A 16335-nucleotide genomic window follows, 5' to 3' on the forward strand; every position below is an offset into this window, starting at 1 on the left:
GTGATGGAGCTCGATCCCTTGCCCTACATCGTGGTGATCGTCGACGAGATGGCGGATCTCATGATGGTGGCCGGCAAGGAGATCGAGGGCGCCATCCAGCGCCTGGCCCAGATGGCCCGCGCGGCCGGCATTCACGTGATCCTGGCGACGCAGCGTCCCAGCGTGGACGTGATCACCGGCACGATCAAGGCGAACTTCCCGACCCGGATCTCGTTCCAGGTCACGTCGAAGATCGACAGCCGCACGATCTTAGGCGAGATGGGCGCCGAGCAGCTCTTGGGCCAGGGCGACATGCTGTACATGGCGGGCGGCGGGCGGATCACCCGCGTGCACGGGCCGTTCTGCTCGGACGAGGAGGTGGAGAAGGTGGTGGCGCACCTCAAGCGCCAGGGCCGGCCGCAGTACCTCGAGGCCGTGACGGCGGAAGAGGACGAGGGCGGGGCTGCGCCCGACACGGCGGTGTTCGACCAGGGCGAGTTCGGCTCCCCCAGCGGCGACCTGTACGACCAGGCGGTGGCCGTGGTGCTCAGAGACAAGAAGGCGTCCACCTCCTACATCCAGCGTCGCCTCCAGATCGGCTACAACCGCGCCGCCTCGCTCATGGAGCGCATGGAGCAGGAGGGCATCGTCGGCCCCGCAAACCACGCCGGAAAAAGAGAGATTCTGATGACCCACCTGGATATGGACGACTGATCCGGCAAGGATCGAACTCAAAAGAAAAGGCGGCTCGTGAGAGCCGCCTTTCTGGTTTCTAAAGGTGTTGTCGATCACTCGATGACCTGAACCACCGTCCGGGTCTGCGGATCGACCAGCACGGTCTGGTCGTTCACGACCGTGTAGCTGTAGTTGTTGCGCAGACCGACGGTCGGCGGCACGGAGTAGAGCCTGACGCGGGGCGGCAGGGGCTGGCCGACGATCACCTCATCAGACACGCGGATCGAGGGACGGCGCTCGGCAACCACATAGCTGCGGACCCGGGTCGATTCCTCGGCCGTGAGCACGCCGCCCACCGCTGCACCGGCGACACCGCCGACCACGGCGCCAACCGGACCGCCGACGATGGCGCCCGTGACTGCGCCTCCGGCGGCGCCTGCGGTCGTGCCGCTCTGGCAGGCGGCGAGAGGAAGGGCCAGAAGGGTCAACAGAGCTGCCGAATTTAGGACATGATTGCGCATGACGGATTCCTTTCCGAGTAGCACCATGCGAACGCCGAAAAGCTTGGCTGGTTCCCTCAAGCCGCCCGAACTGCTTCTGGCCGACATGGGATCGAAAGCTGTGTGTAGCCCTCGGGTGTGTCCTTGCCGTTCCGGCCCCTAGATGCATCTCTCATGTCAGACGTGGCCATACACTGAGGAGGGCATCATGGCGGAACGCTCCAGAATTGCGATCGTGACGGGGGCCGGCACCGGTGTGGGCAGAGCCATCTGTGAGGGGCTCGCGAAGGCCGGCTATGCCGTGGTGATGGCAGGGCGGCGCCGGGAGGCCCTCGAGGACGCTGCACGGGAAGTCGGTGCTGATGAGCGCTCCGTGCTCATCGTTCCGACCGACGTGACGGATCCCGCCTCGGTCGCAGCGCTCTTTGCCGCCACGAAGCAGACTTTCGGGCGGCTCGATCTTCTCGTCAACAATGCAGGCATCGGTTCACCGGCCGTGCCGTTGGAGGAGATACCCTTCGAGCAGTGGCAGGCGGTGGTTGCCACGAACCTCACCGGCACCTTCCTCTGTACGCAGGAGGCCTTCCGGATCATGAAGGACCAGAACCCGCGAGGTGGGCGGATCATCAATAACGGCTCGGTTTCAGCCTATGCCCCGCGCCCGCTTTCGGCGCCTTATACGGCGACGAAGCATGCGGTCCTCGGGCTGACCAAGTCGACCTCCCTCGACGGACGCGCCTACGACATCGCCTGCGGCCAGATCGACATCGGCAATGCGGCGACCGACATGACGGCTAGAATGACCGAGGGTGTTTTGCAGCCGAATGGCACCGTGGCTTCGGAACCCAGAATCGATCCCAAGCACGTGGCCGATGCCGTGGTCTACATGGCCGGCCTGCCGCTTGATGCCAATGTCCTGACCATGACGGTGATGGCGACGAAGATGCCTTTCGTAGGACGCGGGTGAGACACATTGACGTGACCGCGCCACCTGCATCTGGGATGTAAGCTCGGCCGCCCCATTTCCATGTCATGACTGGTCCAAACGGGCCGCGATGGTTGGCTTCCATTCATCTAGGCTCAGGCAGGGTTCGTCCCGAAACGAGGTGAGGACCGCTTGCCTGGATCGAAGATCTTCTCATGAGGTGAATGAGCCGATGATGGCGGCGGAATGAGCGCAATCCTCGTCAAGATTTTTGCAACGGCCCTAACCTTGAGCCAGGTCCTTGTCGATCCGGAGGCGGTCAAGACAAGCTTCGATCCTGCTCGGGATCAGGGTGAGGTGTCTGAGATCCTCAAGAGCGGCTGCACCTACATGCGCCGGGCCTTCGATATCGAGGACATCAACCTCGACGATCTCATTGCCACGGCCATGGACGATCCGCAGGCGGTCACGGGAGATCTGAAGGTTCTCCAGGGGTTGAGCTTCAACGATCTCCACGCGAGCTACCGTCAGTTTTGCAAGGGGGAGACGGTTGAGCCTTCGCCGGTCGATCTTGGCGAGGTGATTTCTTATTACAATGCGGCCGTGGCCGGACTGCCCGATGCGGGGAAGCTTAAGGGGCTGAAGCTGCCGGGCGTCAGCGTGATCCTGGATGGAAACGGCAGGCGCTTTGCGGAAGTCTTCGAACCGGACCACAGGCGCATTTGGATTTCCTTGGCGGATATTCCGCAAAGCGTGCGGCAGGCCTTCGTTTCAGCGGAGGACAAGCGCTTTTACCAGCATCGGGGCATCGACGAGCGCGGTGTGATCCGCGCCTTCATGGGAAACATGACCAATCCCGGACGTCCCGCGGGCGGCTCTACCATCACCCAGCAGGTGGCAAAGAACCTGCTCGTGGGCGACGACGTTACCTATGACCGCAAGATGCGCGAGATGATCATGGCCTCGCGAATCGAGGGGGTGCTCAGCAAGGCTGAGATCCTCGAGATCTACCTCAACTCGATCTATCTCGGCCGCTCGTCCTGGGGTATCGAGATGGCGGCTCAAAGCTATTTCGGGAAGAGCGCCAAGGCGCTCTCGGTGTCCGAAGGGGCTCTACTTGCCGGTCTTGCCAAGGGGCCGAACTACTATAATCCCGATACGAAACCTGAGCGCGCCCAGGAGCGAATGGCCTATGTGTTGAGCCGCATGCAGGAGGACGGCTTCCTGAAGCTCGAGCAGGTGCAGCAGGCTGTGGCGTCCCTGCCAAAACGGGTGGCCTATGAGCGCACTCGGCGCACGACGGGTTTCTACTTCGTCGACCACGTCAGCCGCGATGCGCGCGCGCTTGCCGACATCGAGAGTCTCACCGCAGGCGGCTATACGGTGCGAACCACCATCAATGCGGCCCTGCAGCGGGAGACGGAAGTCGCTCTGCAGAAAGGACTCGCCCGCTATGAGCTGAGCATCGGCCGGCAGCGATACCAAGGCCCCGAGGCCAACATTGCCGGAGCCGTCAAGGAGCTTGAGGGTGGCAAGGATGCGGATGTCACGAAGCCAGCGTGGCGACGTGCCCTGGAGGCGGTACGCCTGCCGCTCTACGACGTGCATTGGACCGCAGCCGTTGTGATCGAGAAGGGCAAGGATCGTAAAACGGGCGCAAATATTCTGCGGGTGGGGCTGGCGGATGGGCGCGTTCTGCCGCTGGATGCCTGGGAGGCAGCCCGTCGAGAACTCAAGCTTTACGATGTGGTGCGCGTTCAACTCGTCGAGCAGAAGGGCAAGGGCGCGGTTCGTGCCGATTTGAGGACCCCGCCCTCCGTGCAGGGGGGCGCCGTCGTCCTCGAAAACAAGACCGGCCGCATCCTCGCCATGACGGGCGGCTTCTCCTATCCCTTAAGCCAGCTCAACAGGACGACACAGGCTCATCGGCAGCCGGGTTCCGCCTTCAAGCCGCTCACATACCTCGCAGCCCTGTCGAAGGGATTGCAGCCCAATACGCTCATTTGGGACGCGCCGCTGACACTGCCGCCTGTGGGCGGGGAAGCCAATGCACGGCCAAGTGACTATTGGAGCCCGAAGAATTTCGACGGCGGGCGTTCCGGCATCATGACCCTGCGCCGGGCCCTTGAGAATTCCAAGAACCTCGTGACGGCGCGCCTGCTTGACGGCGGCATCGAATCCTCTCCGGACGAGAGCCTGAAACGAGTCTGCGAGCTCGCTGTCGAGGCGCAGCTCTATCTCGAATGCACGCCGCATTATCCGTTTGTGCTCGGCGCTCAGCCCGTGCGGATGCTGGACTTGGCAGCCTTCTATGCGGCAATTGCCAATGAGGGTGCCATGCCGGTTCCCCATGCCATCGAGGCGGTGGAGGAGGGTGGACGGGTTGTTTACAGCCGCAAGGCGCGTTCGCTGGCACGGCTGGGCTCTGCCGATGCCGCGGCCTTCTATCAGCTGAAGAGCATGCTGCAGGGCGTTCTCGAGCGCGGCACGGCCCGTTCCCTGAAGGCGCTTGCTCCCTATGCCGCCGGCAAGACCGGAACCTCCGACAACGAGAACGATGCCTGGTTCGTGGGCTTCACGAACGATGTCGCGATTGCCGTATGGGTCGGACATGACAATGCCGATGGCAAGCGCCGCACGCTCGGTCGCGGACAGACAGGCGGCAAGGTGGCGGCGCCCATCTTCCAGTCGATCCTGCAGGCGGCCTGGGAGCACCACGCGCCGAAAGCTGCCCTCAACCCACCGTCGCCGCAGGCGGCCAAGCAGCTCATCGCCATGCCGATCGACCTGAACACCGGCGACCGGCTGACGGACGGACGAAAAGGTTTCATGGAGTATTTCCGCCTGAACTGGTTCGGACGGCTGGCCGAAACGCAGTTCCGCCTCGTGCCGCAATCGGAAGTCTATGCGTTCCGCAACCCGGATCCGTGGAGTGACGGGGAAGACCGGGGAGGTCCGGATTATTATGAGGACGGACCTTACGCACAGGGGCCGGGCTGGCTTGCGGATCCGCGCCAGTCTGCTCCACCCGTACGCCGCCAAATCGAGCCCGAGCGCGGCTTTCGCTGGTGGTGGGAGGATGATGCTCCCCGCAGGCCCAGGCGTGTCGATCCGGATTACTTCTGGCGCAACGGACAGGTTTACTGATGGCATTGCAGGTTTTTGTCAGACGCTCGCTGCTCGCGGCCGCGGCTCTTTTCGCTTCTGTGGGAGGGTTGATGGCGGAGGAGTTCCGGATCGAGGAGGTGCCGTCTGTCACAGCCATTGCTCCGGCGAAGCTGAAGCCGCAGACAATCGTGTTCAGTGATCACCGGGATGATAGGCTGACCGACCCTGGAACAGGCCTGATCCGCTTCGAGGATTGGGGCCGCGAGCGGCCTTTGCAGAAGCAGTTCCTGAGCCTCTTTCCGAACTATATCGAGCCGACCATCAAAGTGTCGGTGCACGGTATTCCGAAATCGTATACCGAGAAGCTCCATATGTACGTGGTGGAGGCGCGGTTCTTGATCGGCAAGACGCCAGGCGCCGTTGATCTTGCCCGCTTCGCACGTCTCGATACGCTGGAAAAGATCGATCCGTCGATCAAGCACCGCCGCATCCCGGCTGAGCAGGCGGCGCCCCAGGTGGATCCTTCGAGCACCTATAATCGCCATCCGAATCGTCGCTGGTGCGAGGCTCCAGGGAGCCTGTGCATCGAATCCCGCTATCCACTTGAGGGCAAGCTACCGGTGGGTATCCGACTGGCCAACAAGCTGGAGGAGGGGGGCAAGAAGATCTCGGAATTCATGGAGTTCCAAACCGAGATCCGCGTGCTGCCGCCCGAGGAAATCGACCGTGCCGGTCTCACGAAGCTGACAAGTTTGGAAGCGCCCATTACCGGGGTGTTGGAGCAGACGATATTCAGTGTGAACCAGGTGATGCAGTTCGGAAAGCTGCTCGCAATTCTCCAAGAGCATCCTGCCGATCCCAACCGGACGGTCGCAACGGTGTTCATGGCCTTGGCTGTCGAGACCGATGTATTGGAGCGCAAAAAGGAGTTTGAGAACGTTCCCGTGCTGCGCAATCTCATTCCGGCGCAGGTGCTGATGGGCAAAAGCTCGTTCAACTCCGGCAATTCCATCAGTGCCGGTCTGCCCGACTACGTCCGCAACCGCATCCGCGCCATTGCCGATCTGATTGAGCGGTAATCTAAACCGTCGAGCTTCGGACCAGAAAAAGCCCCGTCCACATCAGGCTGAACGGGGCTGTGAGTCTGCGGAGGCGACAAGGGGTTGCGGGGAATGGTGCCTCCGTACCAGATCAAGCGTTCATCTTGATCAATGTTCCTTTGAGTTTTCCACTTTCGAACCTTGGCAGGCATCAAATTTCCTTGATTGCGCCACGTTTGAGGCTCTGACTGATCCTGTGGGCTCTCCCAGGAGGGTGTGGTCGAACGCCGCAGGAGCGTAACAACCCCGCCTCGTGGATGTTGGGACCAGCAGTCAGCGTTTCTTCCTCCCGAACTTGCCTTCCTCGGCCCAGGCCGGGGAAGGCTTTTTGTTGGGTTAAAGGGGAGAGGGTCGCTGTTCTTTCGTTCTGGCCTCCCTGCTGCTATCTCACACTCCCTAAGTCATATCTGGATCGTCCCTGCAGGGCGCCTGCGGAGCGATCAACAGCGTAGAGGTATTCCGTGGCTAAGGCCGTTCACTCGATGATCCGCGTGCTCGACGAGCAGCGTTCTCTCTCTTTCTACGAAAAGGCTTTCGGCCTCACGGTGGTGGAACGCTTGGCGTTCGAAGGTTTTACGCTGATCTACCTGAGCAATCCCGAGAGTGAGTTCGAATTGGAACTCACGGTCAATCGTGACCGTACGGACCCCTATGTTCTGGGCGATGGCTATGGGCATCTCGCCTTGTCCGTTGACGATCTTGAGGCCGAGCATGCCCGCTTCGAGTCGCTTGGTCTCAACCCGACGCCCCTGAAGGAGCTGAAGCTTGACGGCAGGCCTCCGGCTCAGTTCTTCTTCGTTCAGGACCCGGACGGCTACAAGATCGAAGTGCTTCAGCGCGGCGGTCGCTACAAGTAGCACGGTTTCGATTGTTATCTGTTGCGTTCTGAGAGCTGCCGCGTGGCCATCCGACCGATCATCCGCTTCCCCGATCCCCGCCTGCGTCAGAAGGCCGAACTGATCGTCGATATCAACGACGAGATTCGGGCGTTGGCAGCGGATCTGACGGAAACGATGCATGCCGCCCCCGGGATCGGCATTACGGCCCCCCATATCGGCGTGATGCGACGGCTCGTGGTGATTCAACTGGAGGGCGATGTAAAGCCCCACATCTCGGTCAATCCGGAGATCGTCTCGTCCTCCGCGGAGATGATCCGGCACATGGAAGGAAGTGTCTCCATGCCGGGCGTCAATGATGAGATTGAGCGTCATGCCCGAGTGCGGGTGAGATACAGGAGCTTGGACAACGTGGAGCATGAGGAGGCGGCGGAGGGGCTGATGGCGGTCTGCTTCCAGCACGAAATCGATCAGCTCAACGGGATCTTCTGGATTGATCGCCTTTCAAAGTTGAAGCGCGACCGCCTGATCAAGCGGTTCGACAAGCTGCAGCGTACCAGGGCTTGATGGTGGGACCGCATTGACAATGGAGTTCTGGAGCTGTGGTTGAAGTCTATCGCATCGAATCCGTGGCCTCGGAGGAGGCGGGCGGGGGCATTATCCGCCGGATCCTGGTTCGCACCGATTCCGTCGAAAAGGCGAAGGAGCGGGCGTTGAAGGTGTTCTCCCTGGCGCGGCGGCCTCAATCCCGCGACCCCGAGATCGAATCCGTCCGCGTGCTCAATGGGGCGGGCTACGAGGTCTTCTCGATCAGCACCCGGGACTGATTTCCCAGCGCGGTGGCGTGCCTCCTGGGGATAATCCAAACACCATTTGACAGCGTGCCCATTCGCCGGTACGAGCGCGCCTCCATCGCGAGAAACGCCCGTCCCGGGTACGCGATGCGAGAGCAATGCGCGGGCGTAGCTCAGTCGGTTAGAGTGCCGGCCTGTCACGCCGGAGGTCGCGGGTTCGAGCCCCGTCGCCCGCGCCACTCTCCCTCAAGGCTGCAGGAGAGCAGCCATCGTCGAACAATTGATCGGTATTCGCTCTGCCGCCCGTTCGGCATTCATCCTGCCTGAATGAACAAAGGAGCCACAAGGGCTCCTTTGTCGTTACTATTTCAGTGACCCGAACGCCGTCAGGCGATCTTGCCGCCGCCCTGCTTGGTGATGACGAGCACGGAGGGGCGGGTGGGCAGATTGTCCTTGAAATCCGGCCAGCGGGTGGCCGGGTTCTCGAAGGACGACGTACCTTCATCGACCTCGCCCGGATGCTGCACGGCCAGGAACAGGGATTCGTCGTTGGGCGTGAAGAACGGCCCGCAGAGTTCGCCACCAACCGGCACCCGGAAGAAGTGCTTGGACGTGCCGCGCCGCTCGCCCTCGGTTTCGAGGGCCCAGAGACCGTCCGCCCGGCCCGTCGCCTTGGCGTTGTTGCCGTCCGTGGAGATCCAGAGGCGGCCCTGGCTGTCGATGGCGCAGTTGTCCGGCATGCCGAACCAGCCGTTCTTGGTGGTATCGGACGAGAAGGTCGCCCCGACCGCCGCGACGGATGGATCGCCGCACTTCACCAGAACCTCCCAGGTGAAGACGGTTGCGGCATGGTTGCCGCCCTCCGGCATCATCTCGACGATGTGGCCGAATGCGTTGTTGGCACGCGGGTTGGCCGCATCCACCTGGTCTTCCTTGCGCCGCGTGTTGTTGGTCAGCATGACGTAAACGCGGTTCGTCTGCGGGTTCGCCTCGATGTCCTCGGGACGGTCCATCTTGGTGGCGCCGAGGAGGTCCGCTGCGCGGCGGGTCTCAATCAGCACCTCCGCCTGGCTTTTGAAGCCGTTGGCTTCGGTGAGCGGGCCCTGACCGTGGACCATCGGCAGCCAGGTGCCGGTTCCGTCCGGGTTGTACTTGGCCACGTAGAGGGTGCCCTCGTCGAGCAGGCCGAGATTGGCAGCGCGATTCTGAGTGTCGACCTTCCCGGCGGTGACGAACTTGTAGACGTAGTCGAAACGCTCATCGTCTCCGAGATAGACCACATAGCGTCCGTCGCTGTTGGTGATGCCAGCTGCGCCTTCGTGCTTGGTGCGGCCGAGCGCCGTGCGCTTCCTCGGCACGAAGTTCGGGTCGAATGGATCGATCTCGACCACCCAGCCGAAGCGGTTCGCCTCGTTGGGCTCCTTCGTCAGGTCGAAACGGTCGTAGTACTTACCCCAGGCATAGGCAGGAGTGCCCAGGCCATAGCGCTTGTAGTTCTTGGCCTCGGCATGGTCATCGCCGAGCTTGCCCCAGAAGTAGCCGTTGAAGTTCTCCTCGCAGCTGAGCCAGGTGCCCCAAGGGGTCACGCCGCCGGCGCAGTTGTTGATCATGCCGTTCACCTTGCGTCCGGTGGCATCGGCTGAGGTCTTCATGCGGTCGTGGCCAGCGGCCGGACCGGTGATCTCCATCGGGGTCGCTGCGGTGATGCGGCGGTTGTACTTGGAGTCTTTTACCACCTGCCATTGGCCGTTCACGCGGCGGATCTCGACGACGGCGCCGCCATGCGCCGCGATCTCGATGTCAACCAACTCCTTGGTCATCTTGGAGAAGTTGGCATCCTTGGAATCCTGCACGCCCACGCCCGGGAACATGAGTTCCTCGTTGGTGTATTCGTGGTTCGCCACCAGCAGGCCATGATCGGCCGATCCGTTGAGTGGGACGAAGCCGATGAAGTCGGTATTGTAGCCGAACTGGCGCGCCTGGGCTTCCGCCGTTTGCTTCATCGGGTCGAATTCGGGAGCGTCGGCAAAGATCGGGTCGCCCCAGCGCAGGAGGACCTGAGTGTCGTAGCCCTCGGCGACATGATGCGTATGATCGACCCCCGCCTCGATTTCCTTGAAGTCGAAGGATATCGGGTTAGAGGCCTTCTTGACCGGCTGCTCGTTGGCTGCCAAGGCCCGATGACCGACGGTTGCGGAAATGGCCGCCACGGCGAGCGAGCCGCGCAGGAGGTCGCGCCGGTTGAAGCGGGTCGCGATGATCTCGCCCATGGTGATGTTGTGCGTCGGATTCACGCCGACATCGCCTGAATCTTCCAGCTCGCTGGCGCGAAGGCGGCCCTTGTGCTCGTCCATATCGGTTTCTCCGTCTTATGTGACGATCTCGCCTTAGAACCGTTCTATGTAAGCTACATGACAGTTTCGCAGGGTGAGGGGCGGAACGCGACAACCGATGCGGGATCCTGTATGGTCCCGGAATGAGCAACGATATTTCTGAAATCCGCGATCAGCTGTCCGATCAATGGCAGAAGGTCGCCATCGACCTGATCCGCAAAGGGCTTCCGGCAGAGACCGTCTTCGAGACCCTCCTGACCGTTGGCTTGGCGGGCCAGGTTGAGCTGCACGGCAAGCACTTCATGGCAGGCAAGCTCGTGGCTATCGCCGAGCAACTGTCCGAGCAGGTCCGGCGTGAGAAGGAGGCTCTACAGGAAGCCTCCACGGCTACGAAGAACTAGGCTCCATAGCCTCAGCCGGCTCTCGAACAAAGCTTCTTCAAAAACGCACGAGAGCCGTTTTCCATTGCAACGCCTGGGGCAATTGTCGCGTTAGCTCGACGAACCTTCGAAGCAGCCTTTGCCGCTTCTTATGACCAACAACCACAATGGGGTGGTGCCTCATGCAGCAGGCGCTCGACAGCAATACCCTGGACCGTTTGATCGCCCTGGGACGCCAGCAGGGACAGCTGACGACACTGGATCTCGAGACCAATCTGCCGATCTATTCCATGAGCGCGGAAGAGATCGCCCTGATCGTGGTTCATATCGAGGAGGCCGGGATCCCGGTCGAACTGGAAGACAGCCTGGCGTCTCCCCAGCCGAAGCCGCCTGTAGCACCGCCGAGAAGCGCCGAGATCATTCCATTCCCGGATCGTACGGCCGCAGCCCGGATGAAGAAGCGGGCGGCTCCCCTTCAAAAGGCAGAACCCGTCCAGGCAAAGCCTGCCTTCGTGCAGCAGGAGAAGCGTGCGGCCCATTGGGCTGTGGCCGCTGCCGGACTTCTCGTTCTAGCCCTGATGGTCGGGGCTTTGGCCTTCTTCGGCGTTTGAGAAGCACCTAGAGGCCGATTCCTAAAGTTCGGCCTCGGTCTGTCCGAGGAGGGGCAGCGGCTTGACAGCTGGTCCGGTGAACTGCGTCACGCTCAGACTATGCTGATTGCGGGCGGTGAAGCCCAGATCCAGAAATGCTGTGCGGGGATCGAACAGGGCTTTGACCGCCGCCTTCTCGTCATATCCGAGGATGGGTTCCGGTCCGGGGACGCCTGCCCGAACCGGGAGAATTGCCGAGACCACGTCTGACGCTTGGTCGGGCAGGGCAGCGCTGGCGAGCCTGATGTCCTTGGGCCGCTGCGGGGGAAGAGGTGCCGGCGTCATGGGGGCCGCAATGCTATCAGGATCGGCGGAGGCTACGAGAGTCGCGCTCTCCTGCGCAGCAACCTGCTGCGTCGGACGCTCAGGATTCTTTCGCCCGAACAGATTGGCAAGAACATTGCCGATGGATGGCCCCGCGCCGGCCGAGGCCTGGGTTGCCAGGGCGGCATTCCGCGTGAGGACCTCCGCTTTCGCGATCTCGTAGCCAGCAAGCGGCTTGCCGTTCGAAGGCAAATGCAAGGTCTTCCCGTCAGGGAACAGCTGAACCAGTTGCTGCTGAGTCATACGGGGCCAAGCCCGCACATTGCCCGTATCCACATGGACGAAGGCGGAGGAGGGGTAATAGCCCACGCCGCCATACTGCATCTTCATGGCAATCGCCCGCAGGCGCCCGGTCTCCACGTCGGGCAGGCGGATGTCCATGGCCTTACCGAGCATGTGCTGGCTGTTCTCCGCCACACCGCTGGATCGGCGGCGCAGTGCCCCATTGGTTTCAGGCGACCGGTAGGCGGAAATGATGTTGATGGGCTGCGAAGAGCCGGATTCCCGATAGACTTCCCAGAGGATGTCGAACAGGCGCGGGTCCATCTGTGCCGGCTTTTCGACGCGCCAGTCGCGCAGGAACCAGTTCAGCTGGCTCAGCGCGCCCTCATCGACCTGGCCGTTCCGGCGGAACGTGACGGTCAGGCTTTCCTTGGTATGAGTGTGGAAGAAGGTGAGCGTGCGGTTCTCGCCAAATGCAGCCGCTTTCTGCACCGGACCCGAGGCAAGTGCCAGGAGCGCCGAGGCTGCAGCCGAGAGGCCAAGAATGGCTTTTCTCGTGCCTGACAAGCGGCCGCGCCTCGGCACAGTGACCGCTTTCCATCCGCCAGCCGACCGCTCGGATCGGGCGAAGATCCCCGCCATGGTTTGTAAATTCCCGCGTCCCAAAGCGACGTGTGATCGTTAACCATGGCAAAAATAGGCACGAAACGTACCTATTTGCTTAATCAGATGCGGGCGGCGGTCCGATCGCGCCTGCCGCGGCTGGAGGGCGAGGACAGGACAACCACCTTCGTGCCGTTCGGCGTATGGTTGTAGAGATCGATCACGTCCTGGTTGATCATGCGAATGCAGCCGGACGAGACATTGGTGCCGATCGTCCAGGGCTCGAAGGTGCCGTGGATGCGGTAGAGCGTATCCTTGTTGCCTTGCCAGAGGTAGAGGGCACGGGCGCCCAGCGGGTTGCCGGGGCCTCCGGGCATTCCGGCGCCGCCGGGCAGTTCACCCATTTGCTCCATCAGTTCGGGCTGACGCGCGAACATCTCTTTCGGCGGGTACCAGTCGGGCCATTCCTGCTTGTTCTTGATGGTGGCCGCGCCAGACCAGCCGAAGCCCGAACGCCCGACGCCCACGCCGTAGCGCACGGCCATGCCGTCCCGCATGACAAGGTACAGATAACGGCTCCGGGGATCGACCACGATTGTTCCAGGAGCCTCAGTGGTCTCGTACTGCACCACACGCCGGAGAAAGGCTGGGTTGACCCGGGAAAGCTCGATTCCGGGAATAGGGTAGAGATCGTCGTCGATGGGTCCGTACATGCGCTGATAGACGGACATGTCGCGCAATGATTGAGCGATGGTGCGGCTAGACGGCAGGCTGGCCCCCGCGGCAGCGGCCGTCGCTCCGAGCAGGAAAGTTCGGCGACTGAGGTCCATTGTGCTCTCCCCGGTATTCTTTAACTCGACAATAAGAAGACGCGGGACCACGCCTGCCGGTTTCATGCTAGCTGCTATGCTTTGGCGGTAGGACGAAGCTTTGCCGCTTGCGTTTGAGCAAGTGCAGGGCAGGAGCGAGGCGTTGTGAGAATTGAAGATATTTCGTGGTCATGGCTGGCAGGGGTTGCCGTGCTCGGCATTCTGCTGGTTCTCGTTCTCTTCCTGACTCGGAAGCCGCGCTACCGCCGCGCAACGATCATGACGGAGAACGAGCGGGAATTTTACGGGCGCCTTCTCGCCGCCTGTCCCGAATGCCAGATCTGGCCGCAGGTTCCCATTTTGGCGCTGGTTCGGCCTGACGCCAAGGAGGGCAGCCGCGCCTTCTGTCTGGCGTTCAAGCGGATTTCGAACACCCGCGTCGATTGGGTGGTGGTTCAGGACATGGAAGTGATCGCAATCGTCGAACTCGATGACCGCTCCCATGACGCCCGAAAGGATGCGCAGCGCGACAGGATCCTGAAATCCTGCGGTTACCGCGTCGTCCGGTTCAACTCCAGCCGCCGGCCCGATCCACGCCAGATCCATGAGGCGGTTTTCGCCGAACAGGCTTAAGCCGTCATGGCTCCTCGGTCCGCCGCACCGAAACTTTCATAGAGTTCATCCCGCAGAACGCTCGGTTCCGACAGATATCGCGCCGAATGGTGAAACGGCGTGACATGCCGGACATCAGCCTCACGGGCGAGAGCACCGGCCTCCCAGGCCGTGAGGTGATGCGAGGCCAGAGCGAGGGGGCGGTCGCATTCGAGAAAGACGGCTTCGATGAAGAGCTGGTCGGCCTGATCGGCGAGACGCAGGATCTTGGCTCGGTTCTCCGCATGGGGAGCGGCATCGGTCACATAGGCAACCACCTGTCCGGGAGCCACCCGCAGGGCTCGATGCTTGAGGTCTCCAAGACGGATGGACCCGCTTGGCAGATCGATCTTGTAGTCGTCCGGCAGCTCCAGGCGGGCTGCGCGCTTGGCTTCGTTCAGCCATGGGCCGGGAGCAAGGTCCATCTCGGCCAGCACGCCCCGCCAGACATTCACCTGCAGCACCTCCCGCAGGGCGAAGGCGAGGGACGGAATGCCGTGGTCGAGTGCAACGGCCTCGATCCTGAACTCATCCTCCATCCAGGCGGTGCCGTCCGGAAAGACGGGCGGCGCGATTTCCCGGCAAGCGAAGGCTTCCCGGGCATGGAACTCGGCAGCCCTTGCCAGATGGTAGCCGTCGTAGTCCATCGCGCGGAGGCAGAAATCGACCGAGTTCTCATCGAGCAGATTCCACGTGAAGCTTCGGATCCGGTGTTCGACTTGATCCGCGAATCCTGGCGGACCTACGAGCGTCAGCGGGGACGGGCGATGAAGGCAGAGGCGGAACAGCCGGTCGAAACCGGCCATGTGATCCACATGCGTATGCGACACGAAGACGTGGCTCACCCGCAGCAGCTCGCGGGAGGAGAGGGAGCTGACGTCGCCGAGATCGAACAGGATCGCCCGGCGGCCATAGCGGAAGTCGAGATAGAGACCTGGATCGCTGAAGGGATCGTTCACGAGGCGGGGTTGAACAAGCCAACTCATGCCGGGCCAACGGCTCGAATCCCGGAGTGTTCCCGCGGTCTCAGGCTTCGCGACCGCCGATGTAACGCGCATAGGTTCGCTGCCCGGACGGTCCGAACAGGACAACCTCGTAGGTGTCGGGCTCCATCCCCTCGACCTCCATGCCGGGGGATCCGACAGGCATGCCGGGAACGGCCAAACCCTTGCCGACAGGCTTCTCGGCCAGCAGACGCTTGATCGCGGCTGGGGGAACGTGTCCCTCGATGGCATAGCCGCCGATCTCCGCCGTATGGCAGGAGGCCAAGGCTTCGGGAACACCAAGTCGAGCTTTCAGGCGATTGACCTCAGCGAATTCGATGACCTCAGCCTGGAATCCCGCCGCACGTACATGCTTGACCCACCCGGTGCAGCAGCCGCAGTTCGGATCCTTGGTCACGACCATCTTCGGCAGGGCCTCCGTGGCCAAAGAGCCTCGCGCCGTCATCGCCAAGCCGGATACGGCAAAGCCTGCAAGCAGCACCCGTCGGCTGATCGGCAGGTTCGAACTCATGACATCTCCTTGAATGCGTCGACCCGGAGCATCCGGGCCGACGATGCTTGAGCCCTGCCGGGTCGGCAGGGCTGTCGAGACATCAGGCGTTCAGCCCTCGTCGTCCTCATCGGGATCGGTCACGTCGACCAGGAACATGATGTAGGGACCTTCCTCCTCATCATCATCTTCCTCATCTTCGTCGAAGTCGGCTCCCTCGAACTCGGTCTTTTCTTCCTCTGTCGCCGGCCTGACGTTCAGGCTGGCGAAGCCGTCCCAGAGGGGAGCGCCTTCGCTCTCGAGCACCTTGAGATCGTCCTTGAATTCCTCGCTCATGAGGAGTTCGCGGGCTTCTTCCTCATTGGCGTTGGTGATGGCAACAGGCTTGTCGCTGATCGTAAGCGTGAACATTGTTCTTCCTTTCCATTCGCCCGCAGGGGATATCCACTAACGCTTCACCCGCCTGTTCGTGGCAGCATCCTGATACAGGTGTCAGGGAGAAAAGCCATCGCCGGCCATTGTTGTTCTAGGCGTAATTATTGAACGCCCCTGTTTTTGAGCCAAGCCTGCATCTCGGCGATCTCGCGCTCCTGCTCGCGGATAACGTCCTGAGCCCAATTGCGGATCTGCTCGTCCTTTGCATGCTCGAGCGCAACCTTCGCCATGTCGATGGCACCCTGGTGATGGGGAATCATGCCGCGCACGAAGTCGATATCGGCATTGCCGCTGTAGGCGATGTCCATGTCCTTGTGCATTTTCTCGTTCGCCTGCCGGTAGCCCTGCGCTGCAGGCGTATCGGGCTTCTTCGCCGTCTGTGCCGGAGTGGAGTGGCCGGAATGGCCGCCATGGGCGCCTTGGGCGACTGCAAGGGTCGGCAGGATTGCGATGGCTGCGGCCAGCGCGATGATACGACGCTTCATAATGGTTCTCCTGAAGTTGGATCTACGATGTA

Annotated in this window: 18 protein-coding genes and 1 tRNA gene; 11 read left to right on the plus strand and 8 right to left on the minus strand. The window is 62.0% G+C overall.

Annotated features, from left to right (window positions below; all coding sequences use genetic code 11):
• Positions 1 to 693, plus strand: a 693-nt coding sequence (locus FHR70_RS23485) for a DNA translocase FtsK (protein ID WP_183454815.1), incomplete at its 5' end; no start/stop codon positions are given.
• 74 nt (positions 694 to 767) lie between these two features.
• Here FHR70_RS23485 and FHR70_RS23490 read toward each other — a convergent pair.
• A complete protein-coding gene (locus tag FHR70_RS23490) occupies positions 768 to 1175 on the minus strand; it encodes a DUF1236 domain-containing protein (protein WP_183454817.1) in 408 nt (135 codons plus the stop codon).
• Between the two features lie 187 nt (positions 1176 to 1362).
• On the opposite strand from FHR70_RS23490, the gene FHR70_RS23495 reads away from it, so the two are divergent.
• The 7 genes from FHR70_RS23495 (at position 1363) to FHR70_RS23525 (ending at position 8156) form a co-directional block, all read left to right on the plus strand.
• Positions 1363 to 2121 (plus strand): SDR family oxidoreductase, encoded by a 759-nt coding sequence (locus FHR70_RS23495; RefSeq protein WP_183454819.1) that lies wholly within the window; start codon positions 1363 to 1365, stop codon positions 2119 to 2121.
• 204 nt (positions 2122 to 2325) lie between these two features.
• The gene (locus FHR70_RS23500) at positions 2326 to 5226 is read left to right on the plus strand and encodes a penicillin-binding protein 1A (protein WP_183454821.1); all 2901 of its coding nucleotides are present in this window, start codon (positions 2326 to 2328) and stop codon (positions 5224 to 5226) included.
• Entirely contained in the window at positions 5226 to 6266 is a 1041-nt protein-coding gene (locus FHR70_RS23505; protein WP_183454822.1) for a hypothetical protein, read from the plus strand. Before FHR70_RS23500 ends, FHR70_RS23505 begins: the two co-directional genes overlap by 1 nt.
• Positions 6267 to 6748: 482 nt before the next feature.
• The gene (locus FHR70_RS23510) at positions 6749 to 7144 is read left to right on the plus strand and encodes a VOC family protein (RefSeq protein ID WP_183454824.1); all 396 of its coding nucleotides are present in this window, start codon (positions 6749 to 6751) and stop codon (positions 7142 to 7144) included.
• 42 nt (positions 7145 to 7186) lie between these two features.
• Positions 7187 to 7690, plus strand: coding sequence for a peptide deformylase (locus FHR70_RS23515; RefSeq protein ID WP_183454826.1), 504 nt, complete (start codon positions 7187 to 7189; stop codon positions 7688 to 7690).
• Between the two features lie 35 nt (positions 7691 to 7725).
• Positions 7726 to 7950: a hypothetical protein gene (locus FHR70_RS23520; RefSeq protein WP_210277771.1), complete on the plus strand. Its 225-nt coding sequence runs from the start codon at positions 7726 to 7728 to the stop codon at positions 7948 to 7950.
• 129 nt (positions 7951 to 8079) lie between these two features.
• Positions 8080 to 8156 (plus strand) — tRNA-Asp (locus tag FHR70_RS23525).
• Between the two features lie 147 nt (positions 8157 to 8303).
• Here FHR70_RS23525 and FHR70_RS23530 read toward each other — a convergent pair.
• Positions 8304 to 10271 carry a PhoX family protein gene (locus tag FHR70_RS23530; protein WP_183454829.1) on the minus strand — a complete coding sequence of 656 codons (1968 nt, stop codon included), beginning with the start codon at positions 10269 to 10271 and terminating at the stop codon, positions 8304 to 8306.
• Positions 10272 to 10393: 122 nt separating this feature from the next.
• On the opposite strand from FHR70_RS23530, the gene FHR70_RS23535 reads away from it, so the two are divergent.
• Both FHR70_RS23535 and FHR70_RS23540 read left to right on the plus strand, forming a co-directional pair.
• The gene (locus FHR70_RS23535) at positions 10394 to 10651 is read left to right on the plus strand and encodes a hypothetical protein (RefSeq protein WP_183454831.1); all 258 of its coding nucleotides are present in this window, start codon (positions 10394 to 10396) and stop codon (positions 10649 to 10651) included.
• Positions 10652 to 10812: 161 nt separating this feature from the next.
• Positions 10813 to 11241: an RNA polymerase sigma factor region1.1 domain-containing protein gene (locus FHR70_RS23540; protein ID WP_183454833.1), complete on the plus strand. Its 429-nt coding sequence runs from the start codon at positions 10813 to 10815 to the stop codon at positions 11239 to 11241.
• Between the two features lie 21 nt (positions 11242 to 11262).
• On the opposite strand, the gene mepK is transcribed toward FHR70_RS23540, so the two are convergent.
• On the minus strand, positions 11263 to 12468 hold the full coding sequence (mepK, locus tag FHR70_RS23545; protein ID WP_183454835.1) for a peptidoglycan L,D-endopeptidase MepK: 1206 nt from the start codon (positions 12466 to 12468) through the stop codon (positions 11263 to 11265).
• An 83-nt stretch (positions 12469 to 12551) separates the two neighbouring features.
• On the minus strand, positions 12552 to 13259 hold the full coding sequence (locus FHR70_RS23550) for a L,D-transpeptidase (RefSeq protein WP_183454837.1): 708 nt from the start codon (positions 13257 to 13259) through the stop codon (positions 12552 to 12554).
• Positions 13260 to 13403: 144 nt separating this feature from the next.
• Here FHR70_RS23550 and FHR70_RS23555 point away from each other — a divergent pair, with 144 nt between their 5' ends.
• Positions 13404 to 13871, plus strand: coding sequence for a DUF2726 domain-containing protein (locus FHR70_RS23555; protein ID WP_183454839.1), 468 nt, complete (start codon positions 13404 to 13406; stop codon positions 13869 to 13871).
• On the opposite strand, the gene FHR70_RS23560 is transcribed toward FHR70_RS23555, so the two are convergent.
• From FHR70_RS23560 to copM, 4 genes are all read right to left on the minus strand, one after another.
• Positions 13868 to 14875 carry a ribonuclease Z gene (locus FHR70_RS23560; protein WP_183454841.1) on the minus strand — a complete coding sequence of 336 codons (1008 nt, stop codon included), beginning with the start codon at positions 14873 to 14875 and terminating at the stop codon, positions 13868 to 13870. The genes FHR70_RS23555 and FHR70_RS23560 overlap by 4 nt on opposite strands.
• 40 nt (positions 14876 to 14915) lie before the next feature.
• A complete protein-coding gene (locus tag FHR70_RS23565; RefSeq protein ID WP_183454843.1) occupies positions 14916 to 15404 on the minus strand; it encodes a DUF411 domain-containing protein in 489 nt (162 codons plus the stop codon).
• Between the two features lie 90 nt (positions 15405 to 15494).
• A complete protein-coding gene (locus FHR70_RS23570; protein WP_183454845.1) occupies positions 15495 to 15794 on the minus strand; it encodes a hypothetical protein in 300 nt (99 codons plus the stop codon).
• Positions 15795 to 15919: 125 nt separating this feature from the next.
• Positions 15920 to 16303: a CopM family metallochaperone gene (copM, locus tag FHR70_RS23575; protein WP_183454847.1), complete on the minus strand. Its 384-nt coding sequence runs from the start codon at positions 16301 to 16303 to the stop codon at positions 15920 to 15922.
• Between the last annotated feature and the right edge of the window lie 32 nt (positions 16304 to 16335).

The organism is Microvirga lupini (genome assembly GCF_014191055.1).
GTDB lineage: Bacteria > Pseudomonadota > Alphaproteobacteria > Rhizobiales > Beijerinckiaceae > Microvirga > Microvirga lupini_A.

Bases quoted from the DNA above. Each gene is read 5' to 3' on its own strand.
- FHR70_RS23490 (WP_183454817.1), bottom strand. From the start codon at position 1,175: ATGCGCAATCATGTCCTAAATTCGGCAGCTCTGTTGACCCTTCTGGCC.
- FHR70_RS23495 (WP_183454819.1), top strand. From the start codon at position 1,363: ATGGCGGAACGCTCCAGAATTGCGATCGTGACGGGGGCCGGCACCGGT.
- FHR70_RS23500 (WP_183454821.1), top strand. From the start codon at position 2,326: ATGAGCGCAATCCTCGTCAAGATTTTTGCAACGGCCCTAACCTTGAGC.
- FHR70_RS23505 (WP_183454822.1), top strand. From the start codon at position 5,226: ATGGCATTGCAGGTTTTTGTCAGACGCTCGCTGCTCGCGGCCGCGGCT.
- FHR70_RS23530 (WP_183454829.1), bottom strand. From the start codon at position 10,271: ATGGACGAGCACAAGGGCCGCCTTCGCGCCAGCGAGCTGGAAGATTCA.
- FHR70_RS23535 (WP_183454831.1), top strand. From the start codon at position 10,394: ATGAGCAACGATATTTCTGAAATCCGCGATCAGCTGTCCGATCAATGG.
- FHR70_RS23540 (WP_183454833.1), top strand. From the start codon at position 10,813: ATGCAGCAGGCGCTCGACAGCAATACCCTGGACCGTTTGATCGCCCTG.
- mepK (WP_183454835.1), bottom strand. From the start codon at position 12,468: ATGGCGGGGATCTTCGCCCGATCCGAGCGGTCGGCTGGCGGATGGAAA.
- FHR70_RS23550 (WP_183454837.1), bottom strand. From the start codon at position 13,259: ATGGACCTCAGTCGCCGAACTTTCCTGCTCGGAGCGACGGCCGCTGCC.
- FHR70_RS23560 (WP_183454841.1), bottom strand. From the start codon at position 14,875: ATGAGTTGGCTTGTTCAACCCCGCCTCGTGAACGATCCCTTCAGCGAT.
- FHR70_RS23565 (WP_183454843.1), bottom strand. From the start codon at position 15,404: ATGAGTTCGAACCTGCCGATCAGCCGACGGGTGCTGCTTGCAGGCTTT.
- FHR70_RS23570 (WP_183454845.1), bottom strand. From the start codon at position 15,794: ATGTTCACGCTTACGATCAGCGACAAGCCTGTTGCCATCACCAACGCC.
- copM (WP_183454847.1), bottom strand. From the start codon at position 16,303: ATGAAGCGTCGTATCATCGCGCTGGCCGCAGCCATCGCAATCCTGCCG.